The organism is Stenotrophomonas sp. GbtcB23, assembly GCF_019091045.1.
Taxonomy (GTDB): Bacteria; Pseudomonadota; Gammaproteobacteria; order Xanthomonadales; family Xanthomonadaceae; genus Stenotrophomonas; species Stenotrophomonas rhizophila_A.
In genome coordinates, this window is record NZ_JAGXKC010000013.1 from 51,495 (window position 1) to 71,168 (window position 19,674).

Sequence of the window (19,674 nt, forward strand, 5' to 3'; positions counted from 1 at the left end):
TGCAACCGTTTCCTGCGGTGGGCTGTAAAATCCCGGTTTTCCCCGTGCCGATGACCGCCTGCCATGACCGATGCCCCGACCGCCCCGCTCACCCAGCACTATGTTGAGGAACTGGAGGCGATCCGCGCCCAGGGCCTGTTCAAGTCCGAGCGCGTCATCACCAGCCCCCAGTCGGCCGAGATCACCCTGGACGACGGCCGCACGGTGCTGAACTTCTGCGCCAACAACTATCTGGGCCTGGCGGACCACCCGGACCTGATCCAGGCGGCCAAGGACGCGCTGGACAGCCACGGCTTCGGCATGGCCTCGGTGCGCTTCATCTGCGGCACCCAGGACCTGCACAAGCAGCTGGAGCAGCAGATCGCCGGCTTTTTCGGCAAGCAGGACACCATCCTGTACGCGGCCTGCTTCGACGCCAACGGCGGCCTGTTCGAGCCGCTGCTGGGCGAAAACGACGCAATCATCTCCGACGCGCTCAACCACGCCTCGATCATCGACGGCGTGCGCCTGTGCAAGGCCAAGCGCTTCCGCTACGCCAACTGCGACATGGCCGACCTGGAAGCCCAGCTGCAGGCGGCCGATGCGGCTGGCTGCCGCACCAAGCTGATCACCACCGACGGCGTGTTCTCGATGGACGGCTTCATTGCCCCGCTCGATGAGATCACCGCGCTGGCGAAGAAGTACAACGCGCTGGTGCACATCGACGAGTGCCACGCCACCGGCTTCCTGGGCGCCACCGGCCGCGGCTCGGCCGAGGTCAAGGGCGTGCTGGAGAAGATCGACATCATCACCGGCACCCTGGGCAAGGCCATGGGCGGCGCGCTGGGCGGCTTCACCACCGCCAGCGCCGAAGTGATCGAGCTGCTGCGCCAGCGTTCGCGCCCGTACCTGTTCTCCAACTCGCTGCCGCCGCACGTGGTCGCCGCCGGGATCAAGGCATTCGACATGCTGGCCGCTGCAGACGACCTGCGCACCACGCTGGCCGACAACACCGCCTACTTCCGCCAGAAGATGACCGCCGCCGGTTTCGACGTGAAGCCCGGCGTGCACCCGATCAGCCCGGTGATGCTGTACGACGCGCCGCTGGCGCAGAAGTTCGCCGAGCGCCTGCTCGAGGAAGGCATCTATGCGATCGGTTTCTTCTTCCCGGTCGTGCCCAAGGGCCAGGCCCGCATCCGCACCCAGATCAGCGCGGCGCACACCCGCGCACACCTGGACCGGGCGATTGATGCGTTCACCCGGATCGGCCTGGAGCTGGGCGTGATCAAGGGCTGACGCGCATCGCGCGTCATTTCTTTTTCTTCTTGCCCTTCGCGTCTTCCTTGCTGGCCACCACCACCGGCTTGGCCGCCGGCGTTGCATTCGGGTTGCCCTTGGCGACCCGGATGCCGTTGGCCTTCATCCACGCATCGAACTCGTCGGCGCTCATGCGCTTTTCGCCGTTGCTCATGTGGAAGCGATAGGCGCCCCGCCCATCGCGTTCGGTGGGCTGGATCTCCACGATCTTGTCGGTCACCGGCGGCGGCGTGGCCTTGGCCACCTCCTTATGGCCGCCGCAGGCGCTGAGCAGTGCGGCAGGCAGCAGCAGCCAGGCGCTGCGCAGCAGGGAACGGGTCAGGGGGTGGGCGTACATGGCATTCTCCCGGTAGGTGACGAAATCTCGGTCGCAGGCCATCCCTTGCCCAATCTCAGGTATCGGCCACGGCGACATCGGCCGTGGCGGTCAGCAGGTCCAGCTCGTGCGGCTCCAGTTCGCGCCAGGCACCCTTGGCCAGCGTGCCCAGCGGCAGCCGGCCGATGCCTACGCGCACCAGCCGCAGCACGTTGATGTCGAAGGCCGCCAGCAGGCGGCGGATATGGCGGTTGCGGCCTTCTTCCAGCACCACTTCCAGCCAGGCGGTCTTGTCGCCACTGCGCAGCAGGCGTGCCTGGCGGGCGCGCAGGAATTCGCCGTCGTCGTCCACGCCGCTGCACAGCGCAGCCAGCTGCGCGGCATCGGGAATGGCATCGATCTGGACGTGGTAGGTCTTGTCCGGCCCGGTGCTGGGGTCGGTCAGCCGCGCAGCCCACTGCGGGTCGTTGCTGAACAGCAGCAGGCCTTCACTGGCCTTGTCCAGCCGCCCGACCGGCGCCAGCCACGGCAGCCCCGCCCCATCGAAGCAGCGGTACACGGTGTCGCGGCCCTGCTCGTCCTGCGCGGTGGTGACCAGGCCGCGCGGCTTGTTGAGCACGATGTGCAGGCGGCGCGGTGCATCCAACGGCTGGCCATCGACACGCACCACGTGACGGCCGTCGATGATCGGGAATTCGGGGTTGTTGATGGTGCGCCCATCGACCGTCACCCGGCCCTCGCCGATCCAGCGCGCCGCTTCGGTGCGCGAGCACAGCCCGGCCTTGGACAGCACGCGCGCCAGCCCGTGGCGTGGCGCATCGCTGGGCTGGGCTGTAGGTCTGGCGGGGGCGTACGCACGCCGCGGATCGCGGCGTGGTCGAGCGGTGGGCGCGGCGGGAGGGCGACGGTTACGCATCGGGCGCCGCGCGCGTTGCTTACTTCTTGCCGCCCGGCTTGGTCTCAGCCGGTGCTTCGGCGGCCGGCGCGGGCGCGGGTGCAGCGGCGGCGGCCGCACGCGGCTTGACCACGCGCACGCCGCGCGACTTCATCCAGGCGTCGAACTCATCGGCGGTCATGCGCTTGCCGTTCTGGCTCATGTCGAAGCGCCACGGCGTGTTGTCGAACTCGGTCTGCGGCTTGTAGGCGGCCGGATCGTTCGGCTTGATCGCAGGCGCGCCCGGCATCGCCTTGGCGATGTTCTGGCAGCCATCGATGCGCAGGCGCTGCAGCACGCGGTCGAGCGACTGCTGCTGGTCGAAGTTGGAGGTCAGCACGCCGGCGGGCATGCCCAGCTGCACGTTGCGGATGTACAGCTCGGACGCCACCGGGGCGATCGCGGTGGCCGGCAACGGCAGCGGCTTGACGCTGGTGGCCGAAGCGGAGCAATCCACGGCTGCGTAAGCGGTGGGAACCAGGGCCAGGCCGAGTGCGGCGGCCAGTGCGATACGCAGCATGGGATGCATCCAGGAAAGAGGGTGACGCACCGAGTTTAACAGCGCCACAACGGCTTTCAAGATCCCACATTCAATGAATACGGCAACTTGTTGGATTTATTGTTGATTCCTGGCAAACAAGGCAAAAAAAAGGCCCGGCAATGCCGGGCCCTTTCCTGAAACTGATGTTCCGGAACGATTAGTTCTGGACGTTCAGCTCGGTACGACGGTTCTTCTCGCTCTTGCAGGCCGGGAAGGTCTGCGGGGTCTGCTCCAGCGGACGGCTCTCGCCATAACCGATCGGACCGGCCAGACGGCTGGCGGCGACGCCGTTCTGGGTCAGATAGTTGTACACGGCGGTCGCACGACGCTCGGACAGCTTCTGGTTGTAGTCATCCTTGCCGCACAGGTCGGTGTGGCCAGCCACTTCGACGCGGATGTCCGGGTAACGCACCAGGATCTGGGTAGCTTCGGACAGGATCGCCACGGCGTCCGGACGCAGGTTCGACTTGTCGAAGTCGAAGTTGACGCCCTTCAGGTCGATGGAGACCGGCACCGGGCAACCGTCCGGACCGATGGTCTGACCCGGCTGCGAGTTCGGGCACTTGTCGTCGCAGTTGTTGACGCCGTCACCGTCGTCATCCAGGTCTGCGCAGCTCGGGGCAACCGGCGGCGGGGCAACAACCGCGGCAGCCGGCGGCGGGCCCAGCGGGATCACGACGCCGACCGAGGCCAGCACGTCGCCAAACCAGCTTTCGTCTGCAGCGGCAACGCTCTTGTCGTCGAAGTCACCGCGGTAGGCCACTTCGGCGCGGACCGCAACGCGCTTGTCGAAGGTGGTCTGCAGGCCGACGCCGAGCTTGGCGGCGAAGTTGCCGTCCTTGCGCTCACCCGGGCTGTCCGGCGACGGGAAGTTGTTGTATTCCTCTTCCGACTTCTGGTAGCCCAGGCCCATCAGCAGGTACGGGTTCCAGCCACGGCCTTCGGAGATGAAGTGGCGGCGCAGGTCGATCGAGGCGCCGTACTGGCTCCAGTTCAGGTCCTGGTTGTCGTCGAAGTTCGGGTTCTGATAGTTCAGCTCGCCGTCCAGCGACCAGTTGGGGCTGATGAACTTGCCAAGACCCAGGGTAACGAACGGAGCGTCGTTGGTCGTACGGTCGCTATCCTGGAAGTTGAAGCCGGCCGAACCGGTCAGGTACCAGCGGTCATCAAAATCCTGCGCGGAGGCTGCCTGGGCAAACGCCAGGCCGCCCAGCAGCGCGGCAGTGAGGATCTTCTTGTTCATGTAATACAGCTCCTATTTCGGGGGTATGAAACCGGTAGAGGCATGGGCCAGCACTACTGCGTCGTTTAAGACTGCCGATTCAGCACGCCACCGCCGCGAACATTATGCTCAGGGGAGTGAAGGCGATGTTAACGGTCACGTAACATGTGAAATCAGCGACCAGACCTCCTCCGGGTCCAGCTGGTGGCACCCTATACAGGTTGGTGAACTTCCGCAAGACCCAACAATGGCAAGGCTTTTCAGGACTTTCCCAGAGTTTTCAAAGGCTCGCCACAGTATTTGATGCAGTTTGTCGCAGGCCGGCGATTCAGCTCGCAAACAGGTTCAAAAGCGACCTTATGATGACGTTGTTCATCTCCACAGGAGCTGCCATGAAAGCCGTAGGCCTGTCTCGGTACCTGCCCATCGACCACGTCGATTCGCTTCTTGACCTCGCGTTACCTGAACCCGGCGCGCCCCAAGGGCATGACGTTCTGGTGCGCGTTCACGCCGTCTCGGTGAATCCGGTCGATACCAAGCAGCGGGCGCCGCGCGACGGTGACGTGTCGCCACCGCGCGTCCTGGGCTTTGACGCCTCTGGCATCATCGAAGCCGTGGGTGCGCACGTGACCGCGTTCGCTCCGGGCGACGAGGTGTATTACGCCGGCGACGTAACGCGACCCGGCAGCAATGCACAGTGGCAGTGGGTGGATGAGCGCCTGGTGGGCCGCAAGCCGACCACGCTGGATTTCGCTGAAGCCGCAGCGCTGCCACTGACTGTATTAACCGCATGGGAACTGCTGTTCGAGCGCATGCCGCTGCATTTCGATGATCGCCGCCACGTTGGCCAGACCCTGCTGGTCATCGGCGGTGCAGGCGGTGTCGGTTCCATCGCGATTCAACTGGCACGCCATGCCGGCTTCACCGTGGTGGCCACCGCATCGCGTGACGACTCGGCCGAATGGTGTCGCCGGATGGGCGCCGACCATGTGGTCGATCACCGCCAGCCGCTGCCGGCGCAGCTGCAGGCGCTGGGCATTGCGCAGGTGGAGGTGGCGCTGAACCTGGCCGACACCGACCACTACTGGGAAGTGCTGGGCGAGCTGCTGGCGCCGCAGGGGCATGTCGGCCTCATCGTGGAACCGCGTGGCCCGCTCCGCATCGGCGATCCCTACAAGGCCAAGTGCATCGGCATCCATTGGGAATTCATGTTCGCCCGATCGCGATTCCAGAGCGCCGACATGGTGGAACAGCACCGCATCCTCAGCCGGGTGGCCAGCCTGGTCGATGCCGGTGAACTGCGCAGCACCGCGCATACCTCGTTGGGCAGCATCAATGCGGCCAACCTGCGCGAAGCCCATCGCCTGCTGGAAGGCGGCGGGGTTACCGGCAAGCTGGTGCTGTCCGGCTGGGAGTGAGCGTCGGCGCGCGCGGTGTGTGCGCGCTTTCGCCTGCATCTGTATCTGTCGGCGCGGCAGCGCGCGCCCTACAGTCAAACGCCCTGTCGATGACGCCGCCATGCCCACCTCCCTGCCCCTGCGCCTGCTGCAACTGCTGATCGGCCTGTTCCTGTACGGGATGGGCGCGGCGGTGATGATCCGCGCCGCGATCGGCGTGGCGCCCTGGGATGTGCTCTCCCAGGGCATCGCGCTGCAGACGCCGCTGTCGTTCGGCGTGGCCACCAACGTGATCGGAGCGCTGGTACTGCTGCTGTGGTGGCCGATCCGGCAGAAGCCGGGACTGGGCACGGTGTTGAACGTGCTGCTGATCGGCCCCAGCGCGCAGTTCGGCCTGTGGCTGCTGCCGGAAGTGCACGGGCTGGTGTGGCAGGTGCCGATGTTTGCCCTGGGGCTGCTGCTGGTGGCGGTCGCCACCGGCCTCTACATCGGTGCCCGTTTCGGACCGGGCCCGCGCGATGGCCTGATGACCGGCCTGCATGCCCGCACCGGCTGGCCGATCTGGCTGGTACGCAGCCTGATCGAGGGCACCGTACTGGTCATCGGCTGGTACCTGGGCGGCAACGTCGGCCTGGGCACCCTTGCCTTCGCGCTGCTGATCGGGCCCCTGTGCGGCTACACGCTGCCCCTGTTCGGTGTGCGCAGACCGGAGCCGGCGCCCGCCCTGCGCTGACCCTTGCGTGCAATGGCGATACGCGGCACCCTTCGCACCTACCGTACGCAAGCGTATCTTCATGTCGCCAGCCGCCGAAACTCCCGCCTACCCCCACCTGTTCGCCCCGCTCGACCTGGGCTTCACCACCCTGCGCAACCGCATCCTGATGGGGTCCATGCACACCGGGCTGGAGGACCGCGCGCGCGACTTTCCGCGGCTGGCCGCGTACTTCGCCGAGCGCGCGGCGGGTGGGGTCGGGCTGATCGTCACCGGCGGCTATGCGCCCAACGTGGTGGGCTGGCTCAAGCCGTTCGGCGGCAAGCTGTCCTGGCCGTGGGAAGTGGGTCCACACCGCCAGCTCACCGCGGCGGTGCACGACCATGACGGCAAGATCTGCCTGCAGCTGCTGCACGCCGGCCGCTACGCCTACCACCCCCTGTCGGTGGCGCCGTCGAAGAAGAAGGCGCCGATCAATCCGTTCACCCCGCGCGCGCTGTCGGCACGTGGCGTGGAACGGCATATCGCCGATTACGCGCGCAGCGCGCGGCTGGCCCGCGAAGCCGGCTACGACGGTGTGGAGGTGATGGGCTCGGAGGGCTACCTGATCAACGAGTTCATCGCCCCGCGCACCAACCTGCGCGGCGATCGCTGGGGCGGCGACGCTACCCGGCGCATGCAGTTCGCGGTGGAGATCGTGCGCCGCATCCGCGAAGCATGCGGCCCGGATTTCATCATCATCTACCGGTTGTCATTGGTGGACCTGGTGGAGGACGGCAGCAACTGGGATGAGATCGTGCAGCAGGCCAAGGCCATTGAAGCGGCTGGCGCCACCCTGATCAATTCCGGCATCGGCTGGCATGAAGCACGCGTGCCCACCATCGCCACCTCGGTGCCGCGCGCGGCGTTTGCCGGGGTCACCGCCAAGCTCAAGCCGCATGTACGCGTGCCGGTGATCGCCACCAACCGCATCAACATGCCCGACGTGGCCGAACACATCCTGGCCGGCGGCGGCGCGGACATGGTGTCGCTGGCACGGCCGCTGCTGGCCGACCCGGAATGGGCCAACAAGGCGCGCGCCGGCCGTGCGCACGCGATCAATACCTGCATTGCCTGCAACCAGGCGTGCCTGGACCACGTGTTCGAGAACAAGACCGCCAGCTGCCTGGTCAACCCGCGCGCGGTGCACGAAACCGAACTGGTCTACCGCCCCACCACGGCCCCGAAGAAGGTCGCGGTGGTCGGTGCCGGTCCGGCGGGCCTTGCCTGCGCCACGGTGGCCGCCGAACGCGGGCATGCGGTCACCCTGTTCGACGCCGGCAGCGAGATCGGCGGCCAGTTCAACGTGGCCAAGCGCATTCCCGGCAAGGAAGAATTCCACGAAACGCTGCGCTACTTCCGCCACAAGCTGGACGAAACCGGGGTGAGCGTGAAGCTCGATACCGTGGCCGACGTCGCCACGCTGGCCGGCTTCGATGCGGTAGTGGTCGCCACCGGCATCACCCCGCGCCAGGTCGATTTCCCCGGCGCTGACCATCCCAAGGTGGTCAGCTATCTCGATGTGCTGCTGGGCCGGGTGGAGGTTGGCGCGGAAGCGGCGATCATCGGTGCCGGTGGCATCGGCTTCGACGTGGGCGAGTTCCTGGTGCACGAGGGCCCCTCCCCCGCGCTGGACCCGGCCCGCTGGATGACCGAATGGGGCGTTGACCCGAATTTCGAGGCACGTGGCGCGCTGGCCCGGCCGCAGCCCGAGGCACCCGCACGCAAGGTCTGGCTGCTGCAGCGCAGCCCGGGCAAGCCCGGCGCACGGCTAGGCAAGACCACCGGCTGGATCCACCGCGCCACGCTCAAGGCCAAGGGCGTGAAGATGCTGGGCGGCGTGGAATACCTGGGCGTGGACGACGCCGGCCTGCGCATCCGCATCGATGGCCAGGAACAGACCCTGCCGGTGAGCCACGTGGTGGTCTGCGCCGGCCAGGAACCGCGCCGCGACCTGCATGCCGCACTGTTGGCCGCAGGCGTGGGTGCGCACCTGATCGGCGGCGCCGATGTGGCCGCGGAACTGGATGCAAAGCGCGCGATCAACCAGGGCAGCCGCCTGGCGGCAGGCCTGTAACCGGAGTGCCGGCCACCGGCCGGCACTGCCTGAATGGGCGAAAATGGCCCCCTTCCGAACCTGAATGTCAAGCCTTTCGGTTCAGGATGCGTTGCGAAATCCCCCCCTATCGTGCGCCAACTTTCCCGCTCACCACCCAGTTCGAGTGAGCGCGCGGCCCCACGTCTTTCGGGTGCCGCTCCCGGGCGGCCCCGATGGCCGCCTCCCCATGACGCCAAGTCGTACACCCCGCCCCATCCCGTTGATCGGATGGACAGCCAGGTGCGGCCCATACGGAGCAAGGAGATTTATGAAACTGGCCTGGATTCTCTGGCTGTCGCAGTTGTTGCCCCAGCCGGCCGCCGATTCGCTGTGCTTGAGCACGACCGTCTACCTCGAAGCGCGTGACCAGACCCTGCGCGGCCAGCAAGCCGTTGCGGAAGTGGCGCTGCGTCGGCTGGACAGCGGGCTGTGGGGCGATTCGATGTGCAAGGTGGTCACCGCGCGCAAGCAGTTCGCACCGACCATCGTGGCGCCGGGCACCCAGCTGGGCAACACCGATGCGTGGGAAGAAGCCATGACGGTGGCCTTTGATGCCGAGCGCAACTGGGCGCTGCCGGAAGGCGAGCGCAAGGAAATCGTGCCCGGTGCCAGCCACTTCGCCGCGCTGTCCATCGCCAGCCCCAGCTGGCGCAATGCCTACCAGGTGGCCACCATCGGCGACCACACGTTCTATCGCGTGCAGAAACTCAAGCCACGCGCGTCGTAACGATCTGTTACGGCCATGCCGTTGAGGATGCGGGGCCGGCTCTGGAATAGTGGGCCGCTTACCTTTCCTGCACCCCGACGGAGTTCCCCATGAAGCTGTACAGCAAGCCCGGTGCCTGCTCCACCGCCGACCACATCGCCCTGCAGTGGACCGGCCAGCCGTTCGAGGTGGAACTGCTCGACAAGGACACCCTGAAGGCCCCCGCCTATCTTGCGATCAATCCGGCCGGCTCGGTGCCGACCATCGTCGACGGCAGCTTCGTGCTGACCCAGAACGCGGCCATCATGGGCTACATCGCCGACAGCTACCCGCAGGCCGGCCTGGGCGGCGACGGCAGCCCGCAGCAACGCGCTGAAGCCAACCGCTGGCTGGCCTTCGTCAACTCGGACGTGCACCCGGCGTTCTCGCCGCTGTTCGCACCGGCCAAGTTCATCGCCGATGACAGCCAGTACGACGCGATCCGCGACGCCGCCCGCAAGCGCCTGCGCGGCCTGTTCGAGACCGCCAACCGCCAGCTGGCCGACAAGCCCTGGCTGGCCGGCTTCCGCAGCTACGCCGACGCCTACTTCTACATCACCCTGCGCTGGGCAGCCGGTGCCAAGGTCGACCTCACCGGCCTGGACAACCTGGCTGCGTTCAAGACCCGGATGGACGCCGACACCGGCGTGCAGGCCGCGCTGAAGGCTGAAGGCCTGCAATAAACGCATGTGGTGCGCGCGATCAGCCGATCTCGCGCACCACGTTGCCCTGCGCATCGCGCAGTGCGGTCGGCACCACTTCCACCACCAGCGCCGTCCCCGGTACGGGATAGCGCCCGCGCCCAGCCTGCACCTGCTGCTCCAGCGCATCCAGGCCCTGCGCAGTCAGCGTGCAGCGCATGCCCTCCCCGTCCTTGGCGACGGCATCGCGGTCACCGGGGGCGAATAGCCACTCGTGTTCGCGGCTGACGATGGTCAACGGGTTGCCATGGCGCAGGCGCAGCGGCAGCAGTTCAAGCACATTGGGCACCTGCCCCGCGCCCAGCACCAGCACGACCTGCTTGCCTTCTTCGCGCCACGCCAGGGTCTCCACGAACAGGACCGCGGTACTGGACCCTTCGCGTTCGCTGCCTTCCTGCAGTTGCCTTACCAGCGCCGGGTCATCCAGCAGGCTGGCACGGTGCAGGTCGGTGATCCACAGCGGCATGCGCGGCGCCAATGCCTGCAGCACCCCGTCGGTCGACCAGCGCTTGATCGCCGCCATCTCGTCGTCGCTCAGCCCGATCACCTGCAGGAACGCCAGTTCACCATTGCGCGTGGCCCGCGCCGGCAGCTGCGGATCGGGCATGAAGGCCAGGTGGCGCAGGCAGGTGTCGGTATCCAGCGCGATCGGACCGTTGGCATTCATGTGGTGCCCGGCCTCGAACACGTTGCCGCTGCCGAACACGTAGCGCGCCAGGTTCTGCAGCAGGTTCATCGGCCATGCCGGCGGGGTGTCATCGCCGCTGTCGATGGCCAGGCGGAAAGTGAGCTCGAAGCCGAAGCCGCTGCTGTCAGCATCTTCACTCTGCTTGTCGTACAGCTCGGAGAAACCGTACGTGACGTAATGCCAGTGCGGGCGCGGCAGCTCGGCGCGGTACACGCTGATGCCATCGAGCGGGTCGCGCCCACCCAGCGTGTACGGCAGCGCGGTGCCGTAATGGCGCGGCTCCTGCCCGGGGTACAGCGCGGCCAGGGCCGCGTTGATGGCGTCCCAGCCCGGGGTACCGTCGTCGTTGTCGGTGTCGAGGCTGTTGTCGATGTGTTGTTCGTCCACGCGCTGCTCCTGGCGCCCCGCAAGGACGCCAATGTACGCCATCAACGCTGCGCCGCGCCGCCGTCGTCAGGCGGGCTGCGCATCGCTGTGCAGCAGCGCGCGGGTTTCCTCCAGCCAGCGGTTGGCCAACGCGGGACTCTTCGCCTTGGACACGGCGGCGGCCATCTCCGGCCACAGTTTTTCCAGGCTGGCCGCATCGGTACAACGCTCGATCTTGAGCTGCATGAAGTAGCCTTTCAGGCCGAGATGTCTGCGGACCGATTCGCTCATCCAGTCATACAGCTGCTTGTACAGCACCGGGTCCTGTTCGCGACCGGAGGTCAGCGCCCGTGGCGCGGCTGGCGCCAGCGCACCACCGACCACTTCGATCAGGCCCATCTCCGCCAGCTGGGCCAGCGCGTCGTCCGGCGCGCGCAGCCCGGGCAACATCGCGGTCAATTCGTTGTCATCGCGCTGACCATCAACCATCAGCAGAATGGAGCGCAACCCCGGCACCAGCCGGCGCGCGCGGTCTTCGATTTCCTGACGGCCAGCGGCCGTCTTGGCATGGATGTACGCCATGTGTTCCCCCTGTTACCTGGTCCCCCTGCACGCACGCTCCCCGGCGGTCACCGGAACCCGTACGCCCCCTTGCGGTCGTCCAGACAGCAGCCCGGGCCGCGCACGCCATCCCCGGCATGTCGCGCATCGGACCCACAACGATCACCCCCGCAGCTTAACCGAGGTCCCGCGCGGCGGATAATGCACCGCAGCACGGGACACGGTCGCTGGGCGTCGGAGGGAGTTACCGCCCCAGCGCCCGGCGGATCTCGTCCAGCGCGCCGGGGTCGTCCAAGGTGGACAGGTCGCCCGGGTCGCGATGCTCGGCCAGGGCCTGCAGTGAACGGCGCAGCAGCTTGCCCGAGCGGGTCTTGGGCAGGGCGTTGACAAGGTGGATGTGCGCCGGACGCGCGACCGCGCCCAAGGTTTCGGTCACGCGCTTCATCATCTCGGCCACCACCGCGCTGCCATCTCCGTCGACCGCCTGCTTGAGGGTGACGAACACCAGCGGCACCTGGCCCTTGAGTTCGTCCTTGACCCCGATCACCGCCGCTTCGGCCACCAGCGGGTGCCCGGAGATGCATTCCTCGATTTCGCGCGTGCCCAGCCGGTGCCCGGCCACGTTGATCACATCGTCGGTGCGGCCAAGGATGAAGGTGTAGCCGTCTTCGTCGCGGATCGCCCAGTCCAGCGAGCTGTACAGCAGTTCCTTGAAGTGGCTGAAATAGCTCTGGATGAAACGGTCGTCGTCGTTCCAGACCGTGCTCATGCAGCCCGGTGGCAGCGGCGGCACCATCACCAGCACGCCCTTCTGCCCGGCCTGCACTTCGGCGCCGGTGTTCTCGTCGATCACCTTCATGCGGTAACCGAGGTTGGGGAAGCCCGGCGAACCGAAACGCACCGGCTTGAGGTCCACGCCCGGCAACAGGGTCAGCGCCGGCCAGCCGGTTTCGGTCTGCCAGTAGTTGTCGATGATCGGCTTGCCCAGCGCATCGTTGATCCAGTGCGCGGTCGGCTCGTCCAGTGGCTCACCGGCCAGGAATACATACTTCAATGCGTCCAGGTCGTGGCGTCGGATGAAGTCGGCATCGTGCTTCTTCAGCACACGGATCGCGGTCGGCGACGAGAACAACGTGCGCACGCCGTACTGTTCGCACAGTGCCCACCAGATGCCCGGATCCGGGTTGGTGGGTAGCCCTTCATACAACAGCGAGGTGCAGCCGCCGATCAGAGGGCCGTAGACGTTGTAGGAATGCCCCACCGCCCAGCCGACGTCCGAGGTGGAGAACATCACCTGGCCCGGCTTGCAGTCGAACACGGTTTCCATGGACTGCGCCATCGCCACCGCATAGCCGCCCACGTCGCGCTGCACACCCTTGGGCTTGCCGGTGGTGCCGGAGGTATACAGCAGGTAGCTGGGCTCGCTCGATTCCAGCCACACCACCGGCACGTCCTGGTCGCCGACTTCGTCGCGCAGGGTCGCGTAGTCGACATCACGGCCCGGCACCTTCGGCTCGGCCGGGTCCAGCCCGCGCGAGACGATCAGCACGTGCGGCGGCGGCGACTGCGCTTCGGCGCAGGCCGCATCCACCATCGCCTTGTATGGAATCACCTTGCCGCCGCGCTTGCCGGCATCGGCGGCGATCAGCAGCTTGGGCGCGGCATCGTCGATGCGCAGCGCCAGGTTGTGCGCGGCAAACCCACCGAACACCACCGAGTGGATGGCGCCGATGCGGGCGCAGGCCAGCATGGCGAAGACCGCCTCGGCCATGTTCGGCATGTAGATCACCACGCGGTCGCCGCGCTGCACATCCAGCCGCTGCAGCACGGCGGCGAACGCATTCACTTCGCGGTACAGATCGCGGTAGGTGATTTCGCGGGTGACGTTGGTCTCGGTGGAAATGGCCACCAGCGCCAGCTGGTCGGGGCGCTCGGCCAGGTGCCGGTCCACCGCGTTGTAGCAGAGGTTGGTCTGGCCACCCACGTACCAGCGCCGGAATGGCGGGTTGCTGTAATCCAGGATCTGCTGCGGCGGTACATGCCAGTAGATCCGGTGCGCTTCCTCGGCCCAGAACGCTTCGGGTTCCTCCACCGACCGACGGTAAACCTCTTCGTAACGCATGACAGCCCTCCCAGACAAAGTCATGGGATCGAGCATAGTCCGATGGCGGTGGACCGGCCGTCCGACCTTGGTCGTAGGAGGGCCCGGTGCTACCGGCTCCGGATCCGGCTTCCACCACTGATCAGCTGCTGCGCCATCGGCCGTGCGATAAAACGCGCGGGGAAGATCGGTGCCGGCGCGCTCGCCGCGTCCAGGCGTTGCAGCTGCGCATCACTGAACACGATGTCCAGCGCACCGACATTGTCCTGGAACTGCGCCAGGGTGCGCGCGCCCATGACCGGCGAGACCACCGCCGGATGCCGCAGCGTCCAGGCCAGGGCGACCTGCGAACGGCTGGCTCCCAGCTCTTCGGCGATTGCACCGACCACGTCGGCGATATCCAGGGCGCGCCCGGTAAGGTGTCCGGTGGACGCGATCACGCCCTTGCGCGTGGGCGATACGTCGGCGGCATTGTCGTCGGTCAGGTCCGCGCGGCTGTACTTGCCGGTGAGCACCCCGCCACCCAGCGGCGACCAGGGCAGCACGCCGAGACCGAGCGCTTCGGCCATCGGCATCAACTCGTGCTCCACGGTACGCTCGAGGAGGCTGTACTCGATCTGCAGCGCGACGAACGGCGACCAGCCGCGCAGGTCGGCCAGGGTCTGCATCTGCGCCACGCGCCATGCCGGCGTGTTGCAGATGCCCAGGTAAAGCACCTTGCCCGCGCGGACCAGATCGTCGAGCGCACGCATCACCTCCTGCGGCGATGTCGTGAAGTCCCACGCGTGCAGGTACAGCAGGTCGACACGATCGGTATCGAGCTGGCGCAGGCTGGTTTCCACGGAGCGCACCAGGTTGAGGCGGTGGTTGCCACCGGAATTGGGATTGCCCGCCTCGCGCGACATGGTGAACTTGGTGGCGAGCACGATGCGTTCGCGCATGGCCTTGATCAGCCGGCCGAGGATGCGTTCGGCGCTGCCGTTGGTGTAGTTCACGGCGGTATCGATGAAGTTGCCGCCGCGCTCGACATATGCATCGAAGATGCGCGCGGCCTCGGTGTCGTCGGCGCCCCAGCCCCAGTCGGCACCGAATGTCATGGTGCCCAACGAGAGCGGCGACACGCGCAGGCCGGATCGTCCGAGCAGGCGGTAGTGATTGAGGGCGGTGGTGGTCATCGGCAGGGCCTCGGGCCAGGGAAGTGCCGGAAATCTTCCGGCGGCGGCTCCGGGAGGCGATAGCCTGTGCGTCCGGCAGGCTTGCACGATCGTCCGTCCCCCACGCGCCTCGCGCCGGTCGGCCTGTACCATCCAACGGCATGGACCGACTCGCTGCCTTCGTTGCCCTGCTGGACCGCCACGCGCCGTCCGACGGCATGCATGCCGTCGCACTGCCGGGGGTCACGCTGATCCGCGCCGCATCGCCGACGCTGCCCATGCCGGTGATCTACGAACCCACCGTGTGCCTGGTCGGCCAAGGCGTCAAACAGGCGCACCTGGGCGCGACCTCGTACCGCTATGACCCGCAGCATTACCTGATCGCCTCGGTGGATCTGCCGGTGATGGGCTCGGTGATCCAGGCCAGTCCCGAACGGCCCTATCTGTGCCTGCAGCTGGATCTGGACATGGCCACGTTGTCCGAACTCGCCCTCGCCCACCCGGCCGCGCCGGCACCTGCGCCGGCGCCCGCCAGCGGGCTGTCGCTCAACCGCACCAGCCCGGAACTGCTGGACGCTGCGGTTCGCCTGCTGGCGCTGCTGGACGCACCGTCTGATATCGACGCGCTGGCGCCCCTGACCGTGCGCGAACTGCTGTACCGGCTGCTGCAGGGGCCCGGTGGAGGGATCCTGCGCCACATCGCGCAGGCCGACAGCCGGCTCAACCAGATCGCCCGCGCCATCGCGTGGATCAAGACGAACTTCCACCAGCCGTGCCGGATCGAACAGGTCGCCGAGGTGGCCGGCATGAGCCGCTCCAGTTTCCACCAGCACTTCAAGGCGATCACCACGCTGAGCCCGCTGGAGTTCCGCACCCGCCTGCGCCTGCAGGAGGCGCGCCGGTTGATGGTGGGCGATGCACTGGACGCGGCCAGCGCCGGCTTCCGCGTCGGCTACGAAAGCCCCTCGCAGTTCAGCCGCGACTACGTCCGCGTATTCGGCGCGCCGCCGGCGAAAGATGCAGGGCGGTTGCGCGCCGGGTAGCGGAACAAAAAAAACGCCGGGCAAGCCCGGCGTTTTTCAATGCGTACCGACCAAGGGATCAACCCAGCAGGTGGGCCACGCCGCTGCGTTCTTCTTCCAGCTCGGCCAGGGTCTTGTCGATGTACTTCTGGCTGAAGTCGTCGACCGGCAGGTCCTTGACCAGGGTGTACTCACCGTTTTCGGTGGTCACCGCAAAGCCGAAGATCACGCCTTCCGGGATGCCGTAGGAACCGTCGGACGGCACGCCCATGGTCACCCACTTGCCGTTGCTGCCCAGCACCCAGTCGCGCACGTGGTCGATGGCGGCATTGGCGGCCGAAGCAGCCGAGGACGAACCACGGGCTTCGATGATCGCCGCGCCGCGCTTGCCCACGGTCGGAATGAAGGTACCGGCATTCCATTCCTGGTCGTTGATCGCATCGGCGACGGAGGCACCGTCGGCGGTGGCGAAACGGTAGTCCGGGTACATGGTCGGGCTGTGGTTGCCCCACACGACCAGCTTCTCGATGCCACCCACCGACTTGCCCAGCTTGGACGACAGCTGGCTCAGCGCACGGTTGTGGTCCAGGCGCAGCATGGCGGTGAAGTTGCGCGGGTTCAGGTCCGGCGCCGACTTCATGGCGATGTAGGCATTGGTGTTGGCCGGGTTGCCGACGACCAGCACCTTCACGTTGCGGCTGGCGACCTTGTTCAGCGCCGCGCCCTGCGCGGTGAAGATCTTGGCGTTTTCCAGCAGCAGGTCCTTGCGCTCCATGCCCGGGCCGCGCGGACGCGCGCCGACCAGCAGGGCGATGTCGGCGTCCTTGAACGCCACTTCGGCGTCATCGGTGCCGACCATGCCGGCCAGCAGCGGGAACGCGCAGTCTTCCAGTTCCATCATCACGCCGCGCAGGGCGGCCTGGGCCTTGTCGACCGGCAGCTCGAGCAGCTGCAGGATGACCGGCTGGTCCTTGCCCAGCATTTCGCCGGAGGCGATGCGGAACAGCAGGGCGTAGCCGATCTGGCCGGCGGCGCCGGTCACGGCAACACGAACAGGTGCTTTCATGGGGATTTCCTCTGCTAAGAAGCTGTGTGGGAGTGGCCACCGGGCGGGGAGAAACCTGGCGGGGCGGCCGGAAATGCGCAACGGCCTCCCGCGAGGGAGGCCGTTGAAAGGGAATTACTTGGCCGGGATCAGCTTGTTCCACTCGGCCACGCGGTCGGCCTGGGCGGCCAGCACGGCGTCGGTGTCGCCTTCCAGGGTGATCGAATGGATCACGTCGCCCTGCTTGACCGAGTCCACGATGGCCTGGCCATCCAGCACCTGGCCGAACACGGTGTGCTTGCCGTCCAGCCAGTCGGTCTTGATGTGGGTGATGAAGAACTGGCTGCCGTTGGTGTTCGGGCCGGCATTGGCCATGGACAGCGAACCGACCTGGTGCTTCACGCCGTTCTTCTCGTCTTCGAACTTGTAGCCCGGGCCGCCGGTGCCCTGGCCCTTGGGGCAACCGCCCTGGATCATGAAATCGGGGATCACGCGGTGGAAGATCAGGCCGTCATAGAAGCCCTTCTGGACCAGGTTCACGAAGTTGGCGACGGTCAGCGGCGCCTTGTCGGCGAACAGCTCGACCTTGATCGGGCCCTGGGTGGTGTCGAAAGTGGCGATGAGGGACATGAGGATCCTTGATATTCGGGGGTTGTCGTCAGCCCGTAAGGATACACCGGAGGGACGCGCGGAGCCCGCCTGACCAGGGTCGAACCCACCCGGTAGCGCCGGCCGTTGGCCGGCCCTCAGGTACCCGTGTGCCCGCCAACGGCGGGCGCTACCTGAATGCGCCAAAGGTTGTTTTCGCGTTTGGCCGGCAAAGCCGTATAATGATGGACTTCTTTTTCCAAATCCGGCGCCGACTGGCCCCCTTTCGCATGTCTATCGAAAATCTTCGCAACATCGCCATCGTCGCCCACGTCGACCACGGTAAGACCACCCTTGTGGACCAGCTGCTGAAGCAGTCCGGCACCCTCTCCGAGCGCACCGTGCTCGCCGAGCGCGTGATGGACAGCAACGACCAGGAAAAGGAGCGTGGCATCACGATCCTGGCCAAGAACACGGCCATCACCTGGGAAGACAAGCGCACCGGCGTCAAGAACCGCATCAACATCGTCGACACCCCCGGACACGCCGACTTCGGCGGTGAAGTGGAGCGCGTGCTGTCGATGGTGGACACCGTGCTGATCCTGGTCGACGCCATGGACGGCCCGATGCCGCAGACCCGCTTCGTCACCCAGAAGGCCTTCGCGATGGGCTTCAAGCCGATCGTGGTGGTCAACAAGGTCGACCGCCCGGGCTCGCGTCCGGATTGGGTGATCGACCAGGTCTTCGACCTGTTCGACAAGCTCGGCGCCACCAATGAACAGCTCGACTTCCCGATCGTCTACGCCTCGGCCCTGAACGGCTACGCCGGCCTGGAAGACAGCGTGCGCGATGGCGACATGACCCCGCTGTACGAAGCGATCATGCAGCACGCGCCGAAGCCGGAAGTGGACCCGGAAGGTCCGTTCCAGATGCGCATCAGCCAGCTGGACTACAACAACTTCGTGGGCGTGATCGGCATCGGCCGCATCCAGCGCGGTACCCTGAAGAAGAACATGCAGGTCGCGGTGATCGACCGTGAAGGCAAGAAGCGCAACGGCAAGGTCGCCCAGGTGCTGGGCTTCCTGGGCCTGGAGCGCATCGAGCAGGAAACGGCCGAAGCCGGCGACATCGTCGCCATCTCGGGCATTCCGGAGCTGACCATCTCCGACACCCTGTGCCACCCGGACACCCCGGAAGCACTGCCGGCGCTGACCGTCGACGAGCCGACCATCTCGATGACCTTCCAGGTCAACAACTCGCCGTTCGCCGGCAACAAGGACCTGTCCGGTGGCAAGTTCCTGACCAGCCGCCAGATCAAGGACCGCCTGGACCGCGAACAGGTCCACAACGTGGCCCTGAAGGTGGAACAGCTGGAAGACGCCGACAAGTTCCTGGTCTCCGGCCGTGGCGAACTGCACCTGTCGGTGCTGATCGAGAACATGCGTCGCGAAGGCTACGAGCTGGCCGTGTCGCGCCCGGAAGTGATCATCAAGCAGATCGACGGCCAGGCCATGGAGCCGATCGAGCAGCTGGTGGTGGACGTTGAAGAAGTGCACCAGGGCGGCGTCATGGAAAAGCTGGGCACCCGCAAGGGCCAGCTGAAGAACATGGAGCCGGATGGCAAGGGCCGTGTGCGCCTGGAATACATGATCCCGGCCCGTGGCCTGATCGGCTTCCAGAACGAGTTCAAGACTCTGACCCAGGGTTCGGGCCTGCTGTTCCACGTGTTCGACCATTACGGCCCGAAGGAACAGGGCGCCATCGCCAAGCGCCAGAACGGCGTGATGATCGCCAACGCCCCGGGCGCCACCCCCGCGTACTCGCTGGGGCCGCTGCAGGAACGCGGCAAGCTGTTCGCCGCTGAAGGCGACAACGTGTACGAAGGCCAGCTGATCGGTATCCACTCCAAGGACAACGACCTGACCGTCAACGCGATCAAGACCAAGCCGCTGACCAACATGCGCGCTTCGGGCAAGGACGACGCGATCCAGCTGACCCCGGCGATCAAGTACTCGCTGGAGCAGGCCCTGGACTTCATCGAAGACGACGAACTGGTCGAAATCACGCCCAAGGAAATCCGTCTGCGCAAGAAGTTCCTGACCGAAAGCGACCGCAAGAAGGCCTCGCGCGGCGGCTGATCGGACCTTT

Annotated in this window: 18 protein-coding genes; 8 read left to right on the top strand and 10 right to left on the bottom strand. The window is 66.6% G+C overall.

Annotation, left to right across the window (positions count from 1 at the left end; all coding sequences use genetic code 11):
- Nucleotides 1–63 precede the first annotated feature (63 nt).
- Nucleotides 64–1,275, top strand: a complete 1,212-nt coding sequence (gene kbl / locus KVS69_RS07595) for a glycine C-acetyltransferase (RefSeq protein ID WP_068849526.1) — start codon at nt 64–66, stop codon at nt 1,273–1,275.
- A 13-nt stretch (nt 1,276–1,288) separates the two neighbouring features.
- Here the strand turns inward: kbl and KVS69_RS07600 are convergent, their stop codons facing one another.
- The 4 genes from KVS69_RS07600 to KVS69_RS07615 form a co-directional block, all read right to left on the bottom strand.
- The gene (locus KVS69_RS07600) at nt 1,289–1,633 is read right to left on the bottom strand and encodes a hypothetical protein (protein WP_095364542.1); all 345 of its coding nucleotides are present in this window, start codon (nt 1,631–1,633) and stop codon (nt 1,289–1,291) included.
- A gap of 55 nt (nt 1,634–1,688) precedes the next feature.
- The gene (locus tag KVS69_RS07605; RefSeq protein WP_217537655.1) at nt 1,689–2,528 is read right to left on the bottom strand and encodes a pseudouridine synthase; all 840 of its coding nucleotides are present in this window, start codon (nt 2,526–2,528) and stop codon (nt 1,689–1,691) included.
- A 19-nt stretch (nt 2,529–2,547) separates the two neighbouring features.
- Nucleotides 2,548–3,066, bottom strand: coding sequence for a hypothetical protein (locus KVS69_RS07610; protein ID WP_068849519.1), 519 nt, complete (start codon nt 3,064–3,066; stop codon nt 2,548–2,550).
- A gap of 178 nt (nt 3,067–3,244) precedes the next feature.
- Complete coding sequence (locus tag KVS69_RS07615; RefSeq protein WP_093534607.1) at nt 3,245–4,330, bottom strand: OmpA family protein; 1,086 nt, start codon at nt 4,328–4,330, stop codon at nt 3,245–3,247.
- A 371-nt stretch (nt 4,331–4,701) separates the two neighbouring features.
- Between KVS69_RS07615 and KVS69_RS07620 the strand changes: the two genes are divergently transcribed.
- The 5 genes from KVS69_RS07620 (at nt 4,702) to KVS69_RS07640 (ending at nt 9,983) form a co-directional block, all read left to right on the top strand.
- Nucleotides 4,702–5,727: a zinc-binding alcohol dehydrogenase family protein gene (locus tag KVS69_RS07620; protein WP_217537656.1), complete on the top strand. Its 1,026-nt coding sequence runs from the start codon at nt 4,702–4,704 to the stop codon at nt 5,725–5,727.
- Between the two features lie 100 nt (nt 5,728–5,827).
- Nucleotides 5,828–6,439, top strand: coding sequence for a hypothetical protein (locus tag KVS69_RS07625; RefSeq protein ID WP_068849513.1), 612 nt, complete (start codon nt 5,828–5,830; stop codon nt 6,437–6,439).
- A gap of 61 nt (nt 6,440–6,500) precedes the next feature.
- Nucleotides 6,501–8,534, top strand: coding sequence for an NADPH-dependent 2,4-dienoyl-CoA reductase (locus KVS69_RS07630; protein WP_217537657.1), 2,034 nt, complete (start codon nt 6,501–6,503; stop codon nt 8,532–8,534).
- A 289-nt stretch (nt 8,535–8,823) separates the two neighbouring features.
- A complete protein-coding gene (locus KVS69_RS07635; RefSeq protein ID WP_068849509.1) occupies nt 8,824–9,282 on the top strand; it encodes a cell wall hydrolase in 459 nt (152 codons plus the stop codon).
- An 89-nt stretch (nt 9,283–9,371) separates the two neighbouring features.
- Nucleotides 9,372–9,983, top strand: coding sequence for a glutathione S-transferase N-terminal domain-containing protein (locus tag KVS69_RS07640; RefSeq protein WP_217537658.1), 612 nt, complete (start codon nt 9,372–9,374; stop codon nt 9,981–9,983).
- A 19-nt stretch (nt 9,984–10,002) separates the two neighbouring features.
- Here the strand turns inward: KVS69_RS07640 and KVS69_RS07645 are convergent, their stop codons facing one another.
- From KVS69_RS07645 to KVS69_RS07660, 4 genes are all read right to left on the bottom strand, one after another.
- Nucleotides 10,003–11,076 (bottom strand): suppressor of fused domain protein, encoded by a 1,074-nt coding sequence (locus KVS69_RS07645; RefSeq protein ID WP_345776793.1) that lies wholly within the window; start codon nt 11,074–11,076, stop codon nt 10,003–10,005.
- Nucleotides 11,077–11,142: 66 nt separating this feature from the next.
- Nucleotides 11,143–11,637 (bottom strand): hypothetical protein, encoded by a 495-nt coding sequence (locus KVS69_RS07650; protein ID WP_068849505.1) that lies wholly within the window; start codon nt 11,635–11,637, stop codon nt 11,143–11,145.
- Nucleotides 11,638–11,860: 223 nt separating this feature from the next.
- Nucleotides 11,861–13,738, bottom strand: coding sequence for a propionate--CoA ligase (gene prpE, locus KVS69_RS07655; RefSeq protein WP_217537660.1), 1,878 nt, complete (start codon nt 13,736–13,738; stop codon nt 11,861–11,863).
- Between the two features lie 89 nt (nt 13,739–13,827).
- Nucleotides 13,828–14,892, bottom strand: a complete 1,065-nt coding sequence (locus KVS69_RS07660) for an aldo/keto reductase (RefSeq protein WP_217537661.1) — start codon at nt 14,890–14,892, stop codon at nt 13,828–13,830.
- 140 nt (nt 14,893–15,032) lie between these two features.
- On the opposite strand from KVS69_RS07660, the gene KVS69_RS07665 reads away from it, so the two are divergent.
- On the top strand, nt 15,033–15,914 hold the full coding sequence (locus KVS69_RS07665; RefSeq protein WP_210131964.1) for an AraC family transcriptional regulator: 882 nt from the start codon (nt 15,033–15,035) through the stop codon (nt 15,912–15,914).
- A gap of 58 nt (nt 15,915–15,972) precedes the next feature.
- Here the strand turns inward: KVS69_RS07665 and KVS69_RS07670 are convergent, their stop codons facing one another.
- A complete protein-coding gene (locus tag KVS69_RS07670; RefSeq protein WP_038690241.1) occupies nt 15,973–16,959 on the bottom strand; it encodes a malate dehydrogenase in 987 nt (328 codons plus the stop codon).
- Nucleotides 16,960–17,073: 114 nt separating this feature from the next.
- The gene (locus KVS69_RS07675; protein WP_093534590.1) at nt 17,074–17,568 is read right to left on the bottom strand and encodes a peptidylprolyl isomerase; all 495 of its coding nucleotides are present in this window, start codon (nt 17,566–17,568) and stop codon (nt 17,074–17,076) included.
- A gap of 248 nt (nt 17,569–17,816) precedes the next feature.
- On the opposite strand from KVS69_RS07675, the gene typA reads away from it, so the two are divergent.
- On the top strand, nt 17,817–19,664 hold the full coding sequence (gene typA, locus KVS69_RS07680; protein ID WP_184124918.1) for a translational GTPase TypA: 1,848 nt from the start codon (nt 17,817–17,819) through the stop codon (nt 19,662–19,664).
- Nucleotides 19,665–19,674: the final 10 nt, after the last annotated feature.

What these genes read in the sequence shown, in the direction of transcription:
- KVS69_RS07635 (WP_068849509.1), top strand. Translation starts at nt 8,824, where the DNA reads ATGAAACTGGCCTGGATTCTCTGGCTGTCGCAGTTGTTGCCCCAGCCG.
- prpE (WP_217537660.1), bottom strand. Translation starts at nt 13,738, where the DNA reads ATGCGTTACGAAGAGGTTTACCGTCGGTCGGTGGAGGAACCCGAAGCG.
- KVS69_RS07650 (WP_068849505.1), bottom strand. Translation starts at nt 11,637, where the DNA reads ATGGCGTACATCCATGCCAAGACGGCCGCTGGCCGTCAGGAAATCGAA.
- KVS69_RS07625 (WP_068849513.1), top strand. Translation starts at nt 5,828, where the DNA reads ATGCCCACCTCCCTGCCCCTGCGCCTGCTGCAACTGCTGATCGGCCTG.
- KVS69_RS07615 (WP_093534607.1), bottom strand. Translation starts at nt 4,330, where the DNA reads ATGAACAAGAAGATCCTCACTGCCGCGCTGCTGGGCGGCCTGGCGTTT.
- KVS69_RS07605 (WP_217537655.1), bottom strand. Translation starts at nt 2,528, where the DNA reads ATGCGTAACCGTCGCCCTCCCGCCGCGCCCACCGCTCGACCACGCCGC.
- KVS69_RS07665 (WP_210131964.1), top strand. Translation starts at nt 15,033, where the DNA reads ATGGACCGACTCGCTGCCTTCGTTGCCCTGCTGGACCGCCACGCGCCG.
- KVS69_RS07640 (WP_217537658.1), top strand. Translation starts at nt 9,372, where the DNA reads ATGAAGCTGTACAGCAAGCCCGGTGCCTGCTCCACCGCCGACCACATC.
- typA (WP_184124918.1), top strand. Translation starts at nt 17,817, where the DNA reads ATGTCTATCGAAAATCTTCGCAACATCGCCATCGTCGCCCACGTCGAC.
- KVS69_RS07670 (WP_038690241.1), bottom strand. Translation starts at nt 16,959, where the DNA reads ATGAAAGCACCTGTTCGTGTTGCCGTGACCGGCGCCGCCGGCCAGATC.
- KVS69_RS07610 (WP_068849519.1), bottom strand. Translation starts at nt 3,066, where the DNA reads ATGCTGCGTATCGCACTGGCCGCCGCACTCGGCCTGGCCCTGGTTCCC.
- KVS69_RS07600 (WP_095364542.1), bottom strand. Translation starts at nt 1,633, where the DNA reads ATGTACGCCCACCCCCTGACCCGTTCCCTGCTGCGCAGCGCCTGGCTG.
- KVS69_RS07620 (WP_217537656.1), top strand. Translation starts at nt 4,702, where the DNA reads ATGAAAGCCGTAGGCCTGTCTCGGTACCTGCCCATCGACCACGTCGAT.
- KVS69_RS07675 (WP_093534590.1), bottom strand. Translation starts at nt 17,568, where the DNA reads ATGTCCCTCATCGCCACTTTCGACACCACCCAGGGCCCGATCAAGGTC.
- KVS69_RS07660 (WP_217537661.1), bottom strand. Translation starts at nt 14,892, where the DNA reads ATGACCACCACCGCCCTCAATCACTACCGCCTGCTCGGACGATCCGGC.
- KVS69_RS07630 (WP_217537657.1), top strand. Translation starts at nt 6,501, where the DNA reads ATGTCGCCAGCCGCCGAAACTCCCGCCTACCCCCACCTGTTCGCCCCG.
- kbl (WP_068849526.1), top strand. Translation starts at nt 64, where the DNA reads ATGACCGATGCCCCGACCGCCCCGCTCACCCAGCACTATGTTGAGGAA.